Source organism: Okeania sp. SIO2B9 (assembly GCF_010672505.1).
GTDB lineage: Bacteria > Cyanobacteriota > Cyanobacteriia > Cyanobacteriales > Microcoleaceae > Okeania > Okeania hirsuta.
In genome coordinates, this window is record NZ_JAAHGK010000034.1 from 1 (window position 1) to 15,086 (window position 15,086).

15 protein-coding genes and 1 tRNA gene are annotated in these 15,086 nt (G+C 36.6%); 4 read left to right on the forward strand and 12 right to left on the reverse strand.

The features are described from left to right. Positions 1 to 945: 945 nt before the first annotated feature. The 7 genes from F6K13_RS02695 to F6K13_RS34875 form a co-directional block, all read right to left on the reverse strand. Entirely contained in the window at positions 946 to 1,086 is a 141-nt protein-coding gene (locus F6K13_RS02695) for a hypothetical protein (RefSeq protein ID WP_192901303.1), read from the reverse strand. 70 nt (positions 1,087 to 1,156) lie between these two features. Then, positions 1,157 to 2,281 (reverse strand): DUF4350 domain-containing protein, encoded by a 1,125-nt coding sequence (locus tag F6K13_RS02700; RefSeq protein WP_124155266.1) that lies wholly within the window; start codon positions 2,279 to 2,281, stop codon positions 1,157 to 1,159. After that, a complete protein-coding gene (locus tag F6K13_RS02705) occupies positions 2,268 to 2,879 on the reverse strand; it encodes a DUF4129 domain-containing protein (RefSeq protein ID WP_124143541.1) in 612 nt (203 codons plus the stop codon). Before F6K13_RS02705 ends, F6K13_RS02700 begins: the two co-directional genes overlap by 14 nt. Positions 2,880 to 2,881: 2 nt before the next feature. Next, a complete protein-coding gene (locus F6K13_RS02710; protein ID WP_124143542.1) occupies positions 2,882 to 3,148 on the reverse strand; it encodes an ATP-binding protein in 267 nt (88 codons plus the stop codon). Beyond that, positions 3,117 to 3,284 carry a response regulator gene (locus F6K13_RS02715; RefSeq protein ID WP_124143543.1) on the reverse strand — a complete coding sequence of 56 codons (168 nt, stop codon included), beginning with the start codon at positions 3,282 to 3,284 and terminating at the stop codon, positions 3,117 to 3,119. The genes F6K13_RS02710 and F6K13_RS02715 overlap by 32 nt, the downstream gene beginning before the upstream one ends. A 408-nt stretch (positions 3,285 to 3,692) precedes the next feature. Next, complete coding sequence (locus F6K13_RS34870) at positions 3,693 to 4,172, reverse strand: hypothetical protein (protein ID WP_353735630.1); 480 nt, start codon at positions 4,170 to 4,172, stop codon at positions 3,693 to 3,695. Between the two features lie 42 nt (positions 4,173 to 4,214). Beyond that, positions 4,215 to 4,583, reverse strand: coding sequence for a hypothetical protein (locus F6K13_RS34875; protein ID WP_353734918.1), 369 nt, complete (start codon positions 4,581 to 4,583; stop codon positions 4,215 to 4,217). Between the two features lie 95 nt (positions 4,584 to 4,678). On the opposite strand from F6K13_RS34875, the gene F6K13_RS02725 reads away from it, so the two are divergent. Next, complete coding sequence (locus F6K13_RS02725; RefSeq protein WP_287286779.1) at positions 4,679 to 4,819, forward strand: hypothetical protein; 141 nt, start codon at positions 4,679 to 4,681, stop codon at positions 4,817 to 4,819. 405 nt (positions 4,820 to 5,224) lie between these two features. Here the strand turns inward: F6K13_RS02725 and F6K13_RS02730 are convergent, their stop codons facing one another. Further along, on the reverse strand, positions 5,225 to 6,109 hold the full coding sequence (locus tag F6K13_RS02730; protein WP_287239309.1) for an SDR family oxidoreductase: 885 nt from the start codon (positions 6,107 to 6,109) through the stop codon (positions 5,225 to 5,227). Between the two features lie 781 nt (positions 6,110 to 6,890). Between F6K13_RS02730 and F6K13_RS02735 the strand changes: the two genes are divergently transcribed. Then, positions 6,891 to 8,789, forward strand: a complete 1,899-nt coding sequence (locus F6K13_RS02735; RefSeq protein ID WP_124143545.1) for a TonB family protein — start codon at positions 6,891 to 6,893, stop codon at positions 8,787 to 8,789. An 826-nt stretch (positions 8,790 to 9,615) separates the two neighbouring features. Here F6K13_RS02735 and F6K13_RS02740 read toward each other — a convergent pair. Continuing rightward, positions 9,616 to 9,688: transfer RNA gene (locus tag F6K13_RS02740), tRNA-Arg, on the reverse strand. Between the two features lie 225 nt (positions 9,689 to 9,913). Then, positions 9,914 to 10,534 carry a DUF6940 family protein gene (locus F6K13_RS02745; protein ID WP_124143546.1) on the reverse strand — a complete coding sequence of 207 codons (621 nt, stop codon included), beginning with the start codon at positions 10,532 to 10,534 and terminating at the stop codon, positions 9,914 to 9,916. A gap of 978 nt (positions 10,535 to 11,512) precedes the next feature. Here F6K13_RS02745 and F6K13_RS02750 point away from each other — a divergent pair. Continuing rightward, positions 11,513 to 13,024: an FAD-dependent oxidoreductase gene (locus tag F6K13_RS02750; protein WP_124155264.1), complete on the forward strand. Its 1,512-nt coding sequence runs from the start codon at positions 11,513 to 11,515 to the stop codon at positions 13,022 to 13,024. A 27-nt stretch (positions 13,025 to 13,051) separates the two neighbouring features. Then, positions 13,052 to 13,183 carry a hypothetical protein gene (locus F6K13_RS02755; protein WP_287286781.1) on the forward strand — a complete coding sequence of 44 codons (132 nt, stop codon included), beginning with the start codon at positions 13,052 to 13,054 and terminating at the stop codon, positions 13,181 to 13,183. Between the two features lie 423 nt (positions 13,184 to 13,606). Here the strand turns inward: F6K13_RS02755 and F6K13_RS02760 are convergent, their stop codons facing one another. Together F6K13_RS02760 and F6K13_RS02765 are read right to left on the reverse strand one after the other, a co-directional pair. Further along, entirely contained in the window at positions 13,607 to 14,467 is an 861-nt protein-coding gene (locus F6K13_RS02760) for a YgcG family protein (RefSeq protein ID WP_205127835.1), read from the reverse strand. After that, positions 14,468 to 14,695, reverse strand: a complete 228-nt coding sequence (locus F6K13_RS02765) for a hypothetical protein (RefSeq protein ID WP_205127834.1) — start codon at positions 14,693 to 14,695, stop codon at positions 14,468 to 14,470. Positions 14,696 to 15,086 lie beyond the last annotated feature (391 nt).

Consider the following 15,086-nt stretch of genomic DNA (forward strand, 5'->3'; position numbering starts at 1 on the left):
ATATGAAACAAACTAACTCAATATTTACTCAACTATATCAGACTCTCAATCAAATAATTGTCGGTCAAAATATACCTATTCAACAATTATTTGATTGAGAGTCTGATATAGTTGAGTAAATATTGAGTTAGTTTGTTTCATATTAATTCAGTTATTAGTATATATATAATGATAGGTAGTTCCAAATTCATCTGATCTTGTACCATTTGCCAAAAGTAATGTTATTGCAGAAGGAATAACTAAGAAGGAAGAAGCAAGAAGAAAGAAGAAAGAAGAAAGAAGTTTTATTATTTATCTGATTTTAAACCATTTGCCAAAAGTAATCTTATTGCATAAGAAAGAAGTTTTATTATTTATCTTCTGTATTTATCTGATTTTAAACCATTTGCCAAAAGTAATGTTATTGCAGAAGGAATAACTAAGAAGGAAGAAGCAAGAAGTTTTATGGCTTATCTTCCATATTTATCTGATTTTAAACCATTTGCCAAAAGTAATCTTATCGTAGAAGGAACAAGGAATAACCGAAGCTGGAAGAGGAAATAAGTTTTATTATTTATCTTCCGTATTTATCTGATTTTAAACCATTTGCCAAAAGTAATCTTATTGTAGAAGGAACAAGGAAGAAGTTTTATGGTTTATCTTTCGTTGTTTCTGCTGCTGAGTGCTACACAAACAGTTACTTCATCAGTTCTAATTATCAAGACTGTTGCTATATAAATCAATTTTTGTATCAATAATTTGTAGGGGTAAATTACCATTTAGCAATGGATAATTGATAATTGATAATGAATCGCGCTTTAGGTTGAAAGTCTCTCCTTTTAAGGATAAAAAGAAATAAGATTTCCGCGCTAGGTTCAATCCTCTCAGTTTTAACCAGAGGTAATTATCCATTATCAATTAATGATCTCAAATCCGTTTAATTCGGTATAAAAAAATGTTCCATCTTCAACCATTACCAAATATTTCTCGATCTCCCCATCCCCCCACATTCCCCTCCTGGGAGGGGTCAGGGGTGGGTCCCATCTCCCCACCTCCCCACCTAATTACACTGATACTACTGGATTTGATATCAATCCCTACTCCCATTAACCATCAACAGAAGATCGACCGCTTTTTATACCATTAAAAGAGAATGCTTGAGACCAAAAAAAATCGGTCAAAAATTCCTTTTTGCTTTGTTTTCAACTTGAAATATTTTCTCCCACTTATCTAACCAATTTAATAACTCTGATTCAGTAATTTTTCGTTTTTGAGATTGAATTTTTAGGACTTTTTCTAATTCTATTGATCGCTCTCCAGTTTGCTGTATCCAAGCATCTATCAAAGATTTATCTTCAACTATATTTTCTCCTAGTCCTAATTTCTTTTGCAGTTGAATTTTTTGCTCTTTCCCTGTAGTTTCTAAAATAAATTCCCGACTTTCTGCTTTTTGTAATACTCCTGCTAAAGCTTGAATATAAGCTTGACTATTATCAATTATTGGTGCTGATAATTTTATCGGTTTAGCAAAACGACGATTTTGAGTAAAAATTAGGATAACTAAAATAATTAAACCCTGAATAAAAATTGGAAATAAAGGAGTTTCAACCAAATAATTCACTAAACTTTCTCCCAACTCCTCCTTAATTACTTCTTGGTCTTTATAACCATGAATATATTCATCTACTAAAATTCGTTGTTGACCTTGAGTAACAAGTTGAGCTAAAAATTCATAATTTCCAGGTATATATTGATAAGCATTCGCAGCTAAATATTGAGTAGTAGCTAAGATAATTTTTCCTTTACCAAACTGTTTTTGCCAAACTATAGCACCGTAGCGATCACCTAATAACTTCTCTTCTTTTTGTTGCTCAATTTTTATTGCCCTGCGACTTGTTTCTATTTCAACTTTTCCTACTTCCGTATCATGGATAGTAGTAAAATCTGCCTTTGTTACCTGTTTTTTAATGCCTAAAATTACCAAAATATTCCCAGATTTTACCCAATTTTTTATCTGAGCATTAATTACTCGATTTTCTAGTTGACTATTAACCTGCAATAGAGTAACTGATGAGTTGATATCTTGAGTATTTTCTAAATCTATAAATGGTTTTTCCCAGCGTTGAATATCCGCGCCTTTTTCTAACATAAACTTGTACCAAGCACCATATCCATCTGGGGCACGACTATAAGTAGAACCGCTATTTAATTGATTACTTACTGGGGCAAAAAAAACAGTCATTATCATAATTGAAATTAGAGCTATCGCTCCAAATACCCAAAATTTATTAGTTTTTTTCATCTCTGATTTGTTGATAAGCTTCCTGGCATTCTGCAAATACAGCAGCAGAAACTTCTAAGTTACCAAATAATAACTGCTGATGAGTAATGAATAATTTTTGATATGGTTTAGGTAGAGATAACTGCTGAATTAATTCTAAATATTCTCCATCAGTGCGACTAGGTAGATCGGAAATAATACCCCGGTCATTTAATCCTTGTAACATTGCCATATATAAACAACGACAAGCCTCTCGATAATTGCCTATTTCTTGGCATTTTTGTGATTTATTTAACCAAGCTGTTACTGATAATTCTAGTTGAGATTCTGCTCTAATTTCTGTTGTTAAGTTGATTTTATTACGGATACCATAAATATAAGAATTTAACAGTCTAATTATTTGTATAGCTACCCAGCTCAACAGAAAAGCAAAAAATAGCCAAGCCATCGCTTTAGCAATCATTAATATTATGGGATTATCCCACCAATAAGGCAAATCTACCCCTGGTAATTTAGCTGCTGTTTGAGAAGTTTGAACTTCCCACCATTCGCCAAATTTTTGTTGTAACTTTTGGAATTGCCAACCTAAACTATCTTTTTCAAATGAATTTTCAGACATACTTAACTTTCATCTCGCTCTGGTAGAAAATTTGTAGAATTAGCCATAGGAATTTCAATAATAAATTCAGTATATTTTCCCGCTTGAGTTTCAACTTTAATACTGCCATGATGTTGTCCAACAATAATTTTATTAACTAGAGATAAACCCAAACCTACTCCTTCTCCAGAAGGTTTAGTAGTGAAAAAAGGGTTGAAAATTTTATCTTTAATTTTTGAGTTTATTCCTATACCATTTTTATCTTGCTTGTTTAAAACAATTTTCACCATCAACAGATACTAATACCTTAAAGTTATAGCTCTCCAGAACAGTAATTGCTAATTTCAAATCGATTGGATTATCATCCACAATTAAAATAGTAGTATTTTTCTCCCGATAATCAATACAATTAGCGACTTGATCCATTTTATTTATACCTATTTTGCATTTGATAAATTTGGCGATTAATTTGATTAAATTATCAAACTATAGCAATATGATTTTAGTTGTGAGATGTTGGAGACTTTTAGGGAAAAGGAGATAGAGAACATGGAGATAGGGAAGAAGAAAAAACGAATATATCAGGACTTACGCACGGATACTAAATCGAGTGAGGGCGCCATTCGGAGCTTTGCGGAACGCAAATGCCATTTGCTTCGCATAACTATCGTTAACGCCCCTACATATGGCGTTTTCAAGGTGAAGCATGCGTAAGTCCTGTATATGTGAATAAGATAACTGCTATATTCTATACTTTAAAGAAACACCTCAATTCTTGCATCTAACTCCTGATTGCTATATTAACGTAAGCATTTCCTGCGGAATGCTTACACATTAACTAATCTTTTGTACAAAATTACTAACAGCTTTAATAAACTCTTCTGTTGACTCATAAGGTAAAACATTTCGCCCTGATATTTGACAACCTTCTCCTTGAAGCAACAACTTTAAATAGCTATTAATTCTTTGCTCTGGTGTTTCAGTTTGCTCAGTTTTACTAATAGTTGATGCTTGCTTTCCTACTAATACTAAAGTAGGTTGATTAATTCGAGAAATATCTTGACTAAAATCCTGTCTCCAAAACCCTGCTAAAAAAGAAAAAACAGCATATTGACTTTGGAGATTTTTTGCTCCTTTTTCTAAAGTATCTAACCATTCTTTATCTACTAGATATTCATCAGCAAATAATTGTTTTTTAGAAAAAGAATCTAAAAATTTTCGACTGCGTGCATAGCGATAAAAAACTTTACCAATAGGTGAATAAAAAAGATTCCATCTTAATTTTTGACTCACAAATGAATCAGCTTTTGTCATCAATTCCAACTGAGGCGGACCCGATAATATTAAACCATCAATTCAACTTGATTCTTGCTGTAGTTTGACCAGAGATACAGCCACAGGAAACAAAGCACCTTGTACAACTAAAATTACTGGTCTTTGTACAACCTTCTCTAAAAAATATTGTAATTGTTCAGCCCAGTCCATAGGATAGTAAGCCACAGATGGCATATCACTTTCACCACACCCTAATAAATCTGGACTATAGATAGGATTTAGTAAACTTTGCTCCTGCCATAAAGAACAAAATCGATGCCAGAAATTTTTAGATAAACCTACTCCAATAGGATGCAGTAATAGTAAAGGTATAGTAGAACAATTTCCTTCTTTCTGAGGATAAAATTCGTAAGCACAGCGGTATTTTTTCCAGGTATAAAATTCTTTCATCTGTCAGATAATGAAATATTTTTTGCATATATTCATAACATAAATATATAATAATTCTGACACATAAAGGAGAATTTTGTCCAGGAATAAAACCATTGGTTATGAGCCTGTACGATGAAGGAAACATGACCTCAGGTAAACTTCGAGAATTTTTATCAGATATTGGTATTTCAATGTCAGCAGAATACCTATCAAATTTATTAATCAAAAATCAATCAGGTTTTGAAGTTGAATAGCTTCTATATTCCTGAACAGAATCAGTATCAAAACTTACAGCGCTTTTCAAATTGATGAACCACATCTTCACAAGCAAAACCTTGTAGGGACCTTCCATGGAACGTCCTTACTGTGGTCTATCCAAATGAAAACCACTGTAACACAGTTCCTCTTTCTAACGGTGTCGGAACTTTTACTGAAATTTCGCTGGATTTTGATGCTAAAAAGGCATCTAAACTTGCTGAAAATAGATAAATTCTATATCCAAAACCAAAATCGGAACTTTATCACTTCAGTTGGCATTTCCTGACACCTCCTCTATCATTGCGCCAATTTCGGGAGAGGTCTAATCAGAAACGAAGAGATGGCGATTTGAAGTCCTTGCCAAATGATGATGGCGTTGACTAAAAAATGTCTAAGTACCGTTATGATCCCTCATGTGGCATTTGTCCACGAGCTACAATATTGACGGAAGTGATATGCCCATCTGAAGACAAAATATTGACGATTGCTTTTCCAACACTAGAAGGAGGCATTAAACGAATATCATCAGGATCGCTCCCAAAACCAAACGACTCTCTTATTTTAGCGATCCGACTCTTTACTATATTCTCATCATATAAACCCGTATCACACCCACCAGGGCGGATATTTGATACATAGATTTTTTCAGGAGCAAGTTCTAAAGAAATTGCATTGGCAAATCTACTTATTGCACCTTTTGCAGAATTATGGACTGAACCTGATACAAACGATCTTATTCCGCTCATTGAAGAGACAATACAAATACGGGTTTCAGCTTGCTTACGAAATCTTGGCAATAACGCTTGAAGCGTCATGTATGTGCTTTTCAATACAGATAATTCAGCATCAATAAATTCTTCCGAAACTTCATCAATTTTTAAATATGGATTATTGTCCCTGATTTTAACTGTACCAGCACCTAAACCAAGGGACTGTACCCAATAAAGAGGAATGTCATTTGAAACACTTGCAAGTTTGATTTCAGTTTCTTGTTTGTCTAAAAGATCAATAGTAGATATTTCGACTTTAGCTCTCGGAATACTTCTCGTAATCCAATCTTTGACAATTTTCAAATTTTTTCCGGATCTAGCCACTAAATGTACTATAGCTCCAGCTTCGGCACATGAAAAAGCCGTACTGGCACCTAGATTTGCTTTATACTCATCACCATTATGTATAACTGGAGTATGGGAAGATTCGTTGGTTACAATATCACGAAAAATATGCCTTACAGGTTTAATCCCTACACCAGTAATTAATACTCTGATGTTTTCTAATTTCTGCATACATGTATTTCCTTTAGTTCACTAAACTCTAACTTGATCATGACTTACGCAGAACCACCATATCTAGTAGGGGCACTTTCCGCAAGGAAAGCATTCCGGAGGAAAGCGCCCCTACAGGTGGCGTATAAATTGATATTTTGCGTAAGTCCTGGAAGCATTTCAACCACAGGATTTTGGTATAGACGAAATTACTGATTTTTCCCAAACACCAGGAGACATAATTCTTCTAGACCGCGATAATTTTACCGCTATCAACAGTGACTCAGGAAAAGGTTTCAGCATACCAGGTGAGTCATTGTCTACAACAGTAACAATGGTAACTTATTCTATAATCCTCTAATGGTAGTGCAACAGGTTTCAGTAGTGGTGTTCAATTTGCAACTTTAACAGGTAGTCCATTGTTAGAAGCAGAAGATTTCTCAATCAGAAATTAGCGATCGCTCTTTGGTAAGAGTCAGACATTAGATATCTCCAAAAATTATAGCGCTGCGCGCAGGCAACAGGCAACAGTTCCGGAAGGCAATAGGGGGAATAAAAAGCTGATCATATAAGACTTTTAGCGATTGGAAAATTCCTGCAATTTGTAAATATGCCAGCGCACATTGCTATAATACTTTTTCAAGTAACCTTTGTAGAGACCTTCCATAGAAGGTCTCTATATTCTTTTTCAATATTTCAATAATGGGACTTAAAGATTTTATGGCCGAAAAATGGCTGAATGTTAAAATGCAAATTGCAACGATATTATTTATTTTATCGATCATTATAGGAGTTTCCTTATATGTCTGACTTTTCTTCCCTAGACCTAAATCAACCTATAGAACAACCTTCCATCATAGACACCCTCCGTCAACCAATATGGATAGCACTCTTCACCTCTGTGGGCATCCATGCTATATTAGGAATTAACCTACCAAAATTATCCCTATTCTCTGAGAAAGCCAAATTACCACCAACAGTAGGATTAGTAGAATTAACACCAGAACAACTTGAACTCCTCCCTCAACCAGAAGAACCAGAAATTACATTCTCAACCATACCAACACCATCCAACCTTTCCCCTATTTCACCACCATCTCCGAGTGAACTACCTGTTGTCCCCGAATCATCATCCTCAGAATTACCAACAATACCTGTAGACCCTTCAGATTACAACTTACCAGAATTACCACCAGAAGATTCTACTACCTCATCCTCTTCTACCCGCTCAAGATCCACTCCTTCCGTCTCTAGGTTGCCCAGAAATCCATCCCCAAGCGAATTTTCCTACAATTATCCATCTATTATACCAGGTAGGTCGTCATTACCAACAACACCAATATCTCCACCCCCACTACCTAGTACAAATAGTCAACCAGCAGAGATATTTCGAGTTGACCCACAACAACAATCAAATCAAAATCAAATAGATGAATATCAACTCAGAAAAAACTTGAACTTGACAGATAAAGTCTTTGACTCAGGTTTATCACGTCGTCCAACTCTGGAGATCGACCCTCAAGAGCAAACTTCTATAGTTGAAAACTCAACTGGGGAGTCATACTCAGCTAATTTAAAATTGCCTCCACGACGTTACCAAGATAAAGTTGAAAATCAAATTGCTATTGCTCCAAATAAAAATGATACCGATACTCAAACTCAAACAGAGAAAAAACCTATAGCAACAGCAACTCCTCAAACTCCTCCAACACCTCCAACACCAGACCCTACAAAAAAAGGTAGACTGCCAGAAGCACCAATAGTTAGGCAATTACGAGAAGGAAAGACTATTCAGGATATAGCAGAAGAAACAAAACAACAACAAAAGGTAGCTGTTGTCACTCCCCCACCAACTGAAACTAATAAATCTCAACTAGAAATTGAGGTTCAGGAAACTCCTGCTTTTGCTCCAACTCCTAAACCATCTCCCACACCAAAAGAGTTTAAAGGTTCATTATTAGAACAATTTGAACAACAAAAGCAACAAAAAGTTACTGCGACTACTCCCGTCCCTCAATCATCTCCAACACCTGAAGAAAATGTAGCTGCTACTACTATCGAAGAAACAAAACCACCAACACCTGTAATAACACCTGCTGTTGAACCATCCCCACCAGTACAGCAGGAACCTGAACAATCTCCAACAGTACAGCAACAAGCAGAATTTCAAGGTTCACTGTTAGCAAAACTACAGCAACAAAAGCAAGAATATGCTGCTGTCAATGAAGAATCACAATCAAGGGATATCGCTTTAGGTGCTGTGGGTGCTTATCTACAGTGGGCAATAGAATTGGGATTAGAAGAAGATAATTTGACTGAACCTACAACTATTGCTGATACTTATCCAGAAGCAGCTTGTGGGCAAAAGTTAGAAGGTAAAGCTGCTGTGGGAGTATTAGTTAGTCCAGATGGCGGTATTACCGATGGACCAAAGTTATTGCTAGAAAGTGGTCATTCAGTGCTAGATGAAGCAGCTATAGATGCAGTTAATAATCAATCATTTTCCAGTAGCGATCGCTCAAAACTTTATCAATATGAATTTAATTTTGATAGTTCTAACTGTAGTACAGCAAAGTCAACAGAAACAGAAGCGGAAAATACATCTGTTGGAGAAACATTACCAAATCAGGATGGGCAAGAGGAGGAAGGTATACCTATTGAAGTGATGCCACCAGAAGCTGAAACAGCACCAATAGAATAAGGACATAGTAATCTTATAGCAGTTTTCACCCTTAGTAGACCCTTGTAGGGAGTTCCATGGAACTCCCTACAAGGGTTTTTATTCTTAGGAGTGTATTCTATCTTTCTGAAAACCGCCATAATATAATTTTAGGATAATTATAGCGCTGTGCGCAGGCAACAGCTCATCTGGCAACAGCTCCGGAAGGGGGAATAAAAAACCGATAATATAAGGCTTTTAGCTATTGGACACCTCTTGTAATTTGTAAATATGCCAGCGTACATTGCTATACTTATAATAAAGTTTTTGTTTGTAGTTGGGCTTTAGCTCTTACAATACTTATGTATTAGGGATAGAGCAAAACTACGAAGCCCTATTATAACTATTATACCGTAAGCGTAGCTCCCCTGAAGGGGGCACATGATATAAAATACAGCGCTTTTCAAATTGATGAACCACATCTTCACAAACAAAACTTTGTAGGGACGTTCCATGGAACGTCCCTACTGTGGTCTACCCAAATGAAAACCGCTGATCAACAAAAATATTTCTACCTCTAGGTAATATTAGGCCCTCTTTTCAAAACAAGAGAAAATTTTTTATTATCAAAAAACTATATACCTATAAAAAATGCTCATGTAAACTCAGTGCATTTTCATTTGATTTCTTTAATTTCTGGGTCTGGGTGAAAATTAAGTAAAAAATGTCAGAGCTAGACCAAATAGTTTAATTGTTGAACAATATTTGATCGGAAAATAATAAAACCTAAAAGGCTTACTAAAAAAGCTTTTGAATTGAATATAGCCATACCATAAAATAGCTCAAATACTATATATATAGTTCAAAACGAGCACGGAGGGATTCGAACCCCCGACACCCAGAACCGGAATCTGGTGCTCTATCCACTGAGCTACGCGCCCTCATACTGATATTAACAATAGCATCTTAAGTCTCAAATTGGCAATAGGAAAAGCTATTATTTTTCTATGATATCATGTCCGTTTAATAGCGTGATAAAAAACTTTCTTCTTCCCTCCTGACTCCTGAGGAGGTCTTCCTGACTCCTTCATGGTTATTTATAAGTATTCAACCGGACATGATATGATTCCTATTTTTGTTGTTCTAACATTCAGCAACTATCAAATCTAGACTCGATCTGATAAACTGTACATTTTGTATCCGTAATATTTTGGTCGAGAATCTAATCTAACATGAAGCCAAGCCACTCCGCCACCTGCTGTACTGACCCAAAGCGGGTGGTCTGAAATCTTTTGTTGCACAGTTTGTCCCACAATTCGCCACAATGCCTGTTTTTGACCATCTGGCGCACCGCGAATGAAGGCTGCTAGATGGGAATAAGCTGAAAACGCAGTTCCTCCCCAGGAGGGTTCTGAATCCCTAGGAGATGGAGCTACAAGTATTGCATCTTTGCCTAAATTTTCAAATACAACAATTCCATTGTTAAGATTGTCGGTTCTGAAATAATCACTAAATGTCCTTTTGTCTGGGTTGCGTGCTAACCCTGGAGAGTTCAGCAACACAAATTCAAATTGACGCTTTGAGGTATCTTTTGTAATGGATGGTGTTTCCCATCGATAGGCAGAAAAGGGAGACTTAGATAAAAGTGAAATGAAGAAAGAGCGAAAGTTTGACTCATACTGCCATAAGTTTAAAACCTCACTATATGGTATTGGTTGCCCATTTTGAGTCACTGTGTATTTATGAACACGACCATCATTCAAAATTTCATGGGTGGCATCAAACATTTTTATCGGAAGTATTTTCTAGAGTAATTCCCTAGAAAGTTCGGAACAAATTCTAGCTAGGGAATTTTGGCCACCAATGATTTAGGCGATCGCTTAAATAGCTCAATTGCTTTACAAATTAAAATATTTTCTTGATGGCCAATAAAGTTTTTAATTTGGAGTAGCGATCGCCAGTATAGCTTTCAAACAATCTTTATAATTCTATCACCTATTGCTGTTGTAGCAGTTCCTGTGCCCGCATCAGGAGTCGCTATAGACTGTCGCCCAAACGGCATACTTCCACTTCTTGTCCTTTTTTTGTAGTATTGTCGAGTTGATAATTAAGATGTGGTTTGTTGTCCGGTGTCATTTATCCCTGCAAGAGTGAACGACGGATAACCTGTTTCCCATTCTTCAAACCACTCTTCAAGGGAATGACCAAAATCCAGTCACAACGACAGCTCATCATGCAATGCCTTAATGGCAGAAGTCTGCACAGCTACAAGTTGAGCCGTGCCTAACAAATATCTAGGATGATTGCCGTAGGGTTAGTCAAGGCGATCGCTACTACTGTACCTCCAAACCTCAAAATTAGGTAGTTCCTTAGGATTATCGTCCCTTAACAATCCTTGCTGTAATTTTAGTTTTGCCCTACTCTCCTGCATCTTCTGATTTGAGCTGTAGAACGTCTCCAATCCGCTCCCCTGTTAACGGCAAATTTGCCAGATTAACTTATTGGCGTTGCTGAATGGTAATGATTTTTAGATTAAGTATCAACGCAAAACATAAGTTTTTCAATTTTACCTTCAGCTACTTACCATTATATTTCAGCAACGCCAAATTAAAAGCAAGCTTTTCATCCGTTTACTTAAAGTAGTATGGTAACTATTACTACTATGACTTATATTATGTCCGTTTGAATAGTTAGAAATAACGATGGGGGAGTCATCAGAGAAAGTTTTTTTTCGCTAATTATCCAGACATAATATTACTACTACTATGACAAAAATTCAAGCTTCTCAAATCGAATATGTCGATGCAATAATTATCGGTGGTGGCATTGCCGGAATTTCTATTGCTGAATTTCTTGCCCGCCATAGTCGTCTTTCCATCAAAGTATTAGAAAGCGCCTCACAATTAGGAACATTTGCTTCGGGTAAACTCGAAGGTTGGTTTCATACTGGCGCACTTTACTCAGGACATGACGATGCTCAGACTTTTATCAATTGTGTAAATAGTTTAGAGGATGCAATTAATCTATATAGTTCCTACTTTACCGAACAATGTAATATTGCGCTGACAGAAACAAAACCCAATTTTTTCACTCCCGCAGTTATCCCTAAACTAAACGGTTGGTTTAACGATCGCCCTGTATATTTAATTCATCCTGGAACAAATTCTCCCGAAATTAGTCTATCTGGTCTCAAGAGCGACTCGGTACAAATGGAAATTCAGCGTAACCGAGTCTTAGGCAGATTAGAAACTGCTTATGGTCAACAACATAATTGGTATCAGAATGGAAATTGTCTAGCACCAATTTATGCACAAGTCGAAGCTTATGAAGGTTTAAATTGTTCGTTGCGTCACTCAACGGAAACTATAGATAACCTTTGTCATAGATTTGATAAATCTTACGGTCTAGAAAAGTCAAACTATGAAATTATCAGAACATTAGATTCCTCTATGAATACCAGTGCAATAATCAAAGACTTGGTTGCCAGCGCTCTCACTCAAGGGGTGACATTCGAGACTGGAGTAGTTATTGATAAACTATTAATAGACCGCTACGGCCCAATTCAAATCAAAAGTATTTTGTGTCGGACACAACAAGGTTTTCCCAAACGCCTAAAAGCAAAGTTGTTTATCTTTGCAGTAGGAAAAGGTTTTGAGCCATTTTTGTCTGATTTACAAGTACGGGCAAAACTCAAACGTAGTCGTAGTGCTATGGTAGTAGCTCAACCTGCCCTAACTGATACAAATTTTGTGCGGATGTCTACTAAGAAAAAATTTCATTTCAATCATTTTGTGCATAGCTGTGAAATTGAGGACGAAAAATTTGTTTACTCAATGTTAGCTGATTCTAGTTATACTAACGACGACCTAATAAATCAAGGAGATGAAGATGAAGTTGATATTGAGCCAATTTTGGAGTCCGCAGAACGATATTTTGGCAAAGATCGACTTTATAACCGTAACCTCTTTAGTTATGAATGTGTGAAAACAGAATTTATTAGTCAGGAAGAGCAAAAACGCCGTTATAGTTATTGGATCGAATCAAATCCTCACAGTAATTATTTGTGTGTGTTGCCTGGCAAATTTTCGTTTTTCCCAACTGTGGCATTCCAGGTCTATCAACGTATTAAAACTTTAATTAATTTTGATGAGTCTGTACCAAAATCAACCTTTACACCAGATATTAAAGTAATTGAAGAGGCAAACAAGTTAGTAGCTGACTCCTATCCAATGAAAATTATTACTGAAGCTAGAAACTGTTCAACAATTAATAATTAATAATTAGGGTTTGCGCTCATAAGTCTTATGGGTGAGGGTAGGAGACAGCTATACTGGAGACAGGAGACAGGAGGAACGGGGAATGAACGAGGAGGTAGGAGTAAGAATTGTTCCTTGATTTTTCTGCCCAACTATGCGCCAAAATACGCTCCTTTTTGAGCGTGAAGAGCTGAAAACCAGGCACTTTTTAAAGACCCCAAAAAGGCTAAAACCTTTATCTGTAAATACTTTTAGATTTAATCAGCAAACCCTAATTAATAATTAATATCATGTCCGATTGAATAGTTATACTTAGGATGAAGGCAGAAGGCAGAAGGGAAAGCAAGGTTTCAAGGGATAAGGTTTTTGGCGTTGCTGATGTGTGGGTATGATTTGTATTTGTTGGCAATCACTAAACTATTGAATGACAAAACAATCAAAACCTTGTAAGGACGTTCCATGGAACTTCCCTACTGTGGTCTATCCAAATGAAATCAATTATCGTACAGAAATCATCAGTTCTTCCCCCTCCTGGGAGGGGGAGGGGCGAGGGGTGGGTTCCCTATTCCCTATTCCCTATTCCCTCTTTTCTGGAGATGTCTATTAGTAATCACAACCTCCACTATCACTACTATCACTTCCAGAACTGCTACTACTATAACTATCATAACTACCACTGGAACTGCTACTACTGCTACTACTACTATAGCTTCCAGAACTGCTGCTGCTAGTCACACTATAATTACTGGAACTACTACTACTGCCACCACCACTACTACTGCCACCACCAAAGTTTTCAGGACTACTGCTGCTAGCGGTTTCAGACCAATTAGCTCCCGAACCCCCACCATCGCTACTACCTCCACCAAAGCTAGCATCATCATCACTACTACTATCATTGTCACTATCATTCGTATCTGTGGAGCTATAACTACTTCTTTGAGTATGGTTGTCACTACCATGATTTCTACTTCCTCCACTATAGCTACTGTAACTACTATAACTACGAGGAGTATAACTGCTTCTCTGCCTATTTCTGGTATTCATGTAAATCAGAATTGTCAGAAGAATTGTCAGAAACACCAATACCAGTAAAATAGTAATTATGATGCCCATAATAAGTGTGTCATTTTGAGAAACTGAAGTTTCAGCTAGACTATATTTCCCAGTTTTTAGGGATGTTACTAATGCTGTTGTACCTACAACTACACCACTTTCAAATAATCCTAACTTAAATTTCGGGATAATGTTGGTATCGAGCAAGTGGCTAACTTTAGCATCTGGCAAAATTTCCTGTACTCCTTTCCCTGTTTCAATTTCCACACGGCGATCGCCCTGAGAAACCAAAAACAACACCCCATTGTCTTTATCTTTCTTACCTATTCCCCAATAGTTAAATAACTCAGTAGCAAACTTTTTTGGAGTTGCAGCAGGTTGGGTTTCTGAGACAGTAACAACTGCAATTTATGAACCATTGCTTGCTTCCAGGTCTGAAATCATTTTGTTGAGTTTAGCTTCTGTGTCAGTACTGAGTATTTCAGCCATATCTGTCACCCAACCACCATAATTTTGTCGGGGGTTGGGCACGTCCTGGACAGTTAAGGCCAAACTTGGCAAAGAATATAGCATTAATGCTAGAGATAGAGAAATTTTCCAAAAAGCACTTTTAAAGATGACTACAGAAAATTTCATGTTTTTGACCTCCAGAGAGAAACATTAAATTAATGGACGAGTCAGAAAGTAACCAGTTTTGGTTATACAATTCAATATATTTCTTGAAGTTGAGGGGTTATGCAATTTAGATCAAATCCGGTAGCATCGGTGTAATTAGATTCTTATGGCAGGGAGATGGGGAGATCGAGAAATATTTGGTAATGGTTGAAGATGGAAGATTTTTTGGCGTTGCACAGTGACGAATGATTTGATATTTTTGAAGGAGACAGGAGACAGCTATACTGGAGACAGGAGGAAAATTACTTGGGGTGAGAATCCCCATGTAATGCGTGAACACCCCCGTTGACGGTGGGGTATTAAACTCACAAAGAAAATGATCAACTGTTTCTCCTGCCAGCGAACGGACAAT

What these genes read in the sequence shown, in the direction of transcription:
- F6K13_RS02710 (WP_124143542.1), bottom strand. Translation starts at nt 3,148, where the DNA reads ATGGTGAAAATTGTTTTAAACAAGCAAGATAAAAATGGTATAGGAATA.
- F6K13_RS02695 (WP_192901303.1), bottom strand. Translation starts at nt 1,086, where the DNA reads ATGGGAGTAGGGATTGATATCAAATCCAGTAGTATCAGTGTAATTAGG.
- F6K13_RS02735 (WP_124143545.1), top strand. Translation starts at nt 6,891, where the DNA reads ATGTCTGACTTTTCTTCCCTAGACCTAAATCAACCTATAGAACAACCT.
- F6K13_RS02715 (WP_124143543.1), bottom strand. Translation starts at nt 3,284, where the DNA reads ATGGATCAAGTCGCTAATTGTATTGATTATCGGGAGAAAAATACTACT.
- F6K13_RS02765 (WP_205127834.1), bottom strand. Translation starts at nt 14,695, where the DNA reads ATGAAATTTTCTGTAGTCATCTTTAAAAGTGCTTTTTGGAAAATTTCT.
- F6K13_RS02705 (WP_124143541.1), bottom strand. Translation starts at nt 2,879, where the DNA reads ATGTCTGAAAATTCATTTGAAAAAGATAGTTTAGGTTGGCAATTCCAA.
- F6K13_RS34870 (WP_353735630.1), bottom strand. Translation starts at nt 4,172, where the DNA reads ATGACAAAAGCTGATTCATTTGTGAGTCAAAAATTAAGATGGAATCTT.
- F6K13_RS02745 (WP_124143546.1), bottom strand. Translation starts at nt 10,534, where the DNA reads ATGTTTGATGCCACCCATGAAATTTTGAATGATGGTCGTGTTCATAAA.
- F6K13_RS02755 (WP_287286781.1), top strand. Translation starts at nt 13,052, where the DNA reads ATGGGTGAGGGTAGGAGACAGCTATACTGGAGACAGGAGACAGGAGGA.
- F6K13_RS02700 (WP_124155266.1), bottom strand. Translation starts at nt 2,281, where the DNA reads ATGAAAAAAACTAATAAATTTTGGGTATTTGGAGCGATAGCTCTAATT.
- F6K13_RS02750 (WP_124155264.1), top strand. Translation starts at nt 11,513, where the DNA reads ATGACAAAAATTCAAGCTTCTCAAATCGAATATGTCGATGCAATAATT.
- F6K13_RS34875 (WP_353734918.1), bottom strand. Translation starts at nt 4,583, where the DNA reads ATGAAAGAATTTTATACCTGGAAAAAATACCGCTGTGCTTACGAATTT.
- F6K13_RS02730 (WP_287239309.1), bottom strand. Translation starts at nt 6,109, where the DNA reads ATGCAGAAATTAGAAAACATCAGAGTATTAATTACTGGTGTAGGGATT.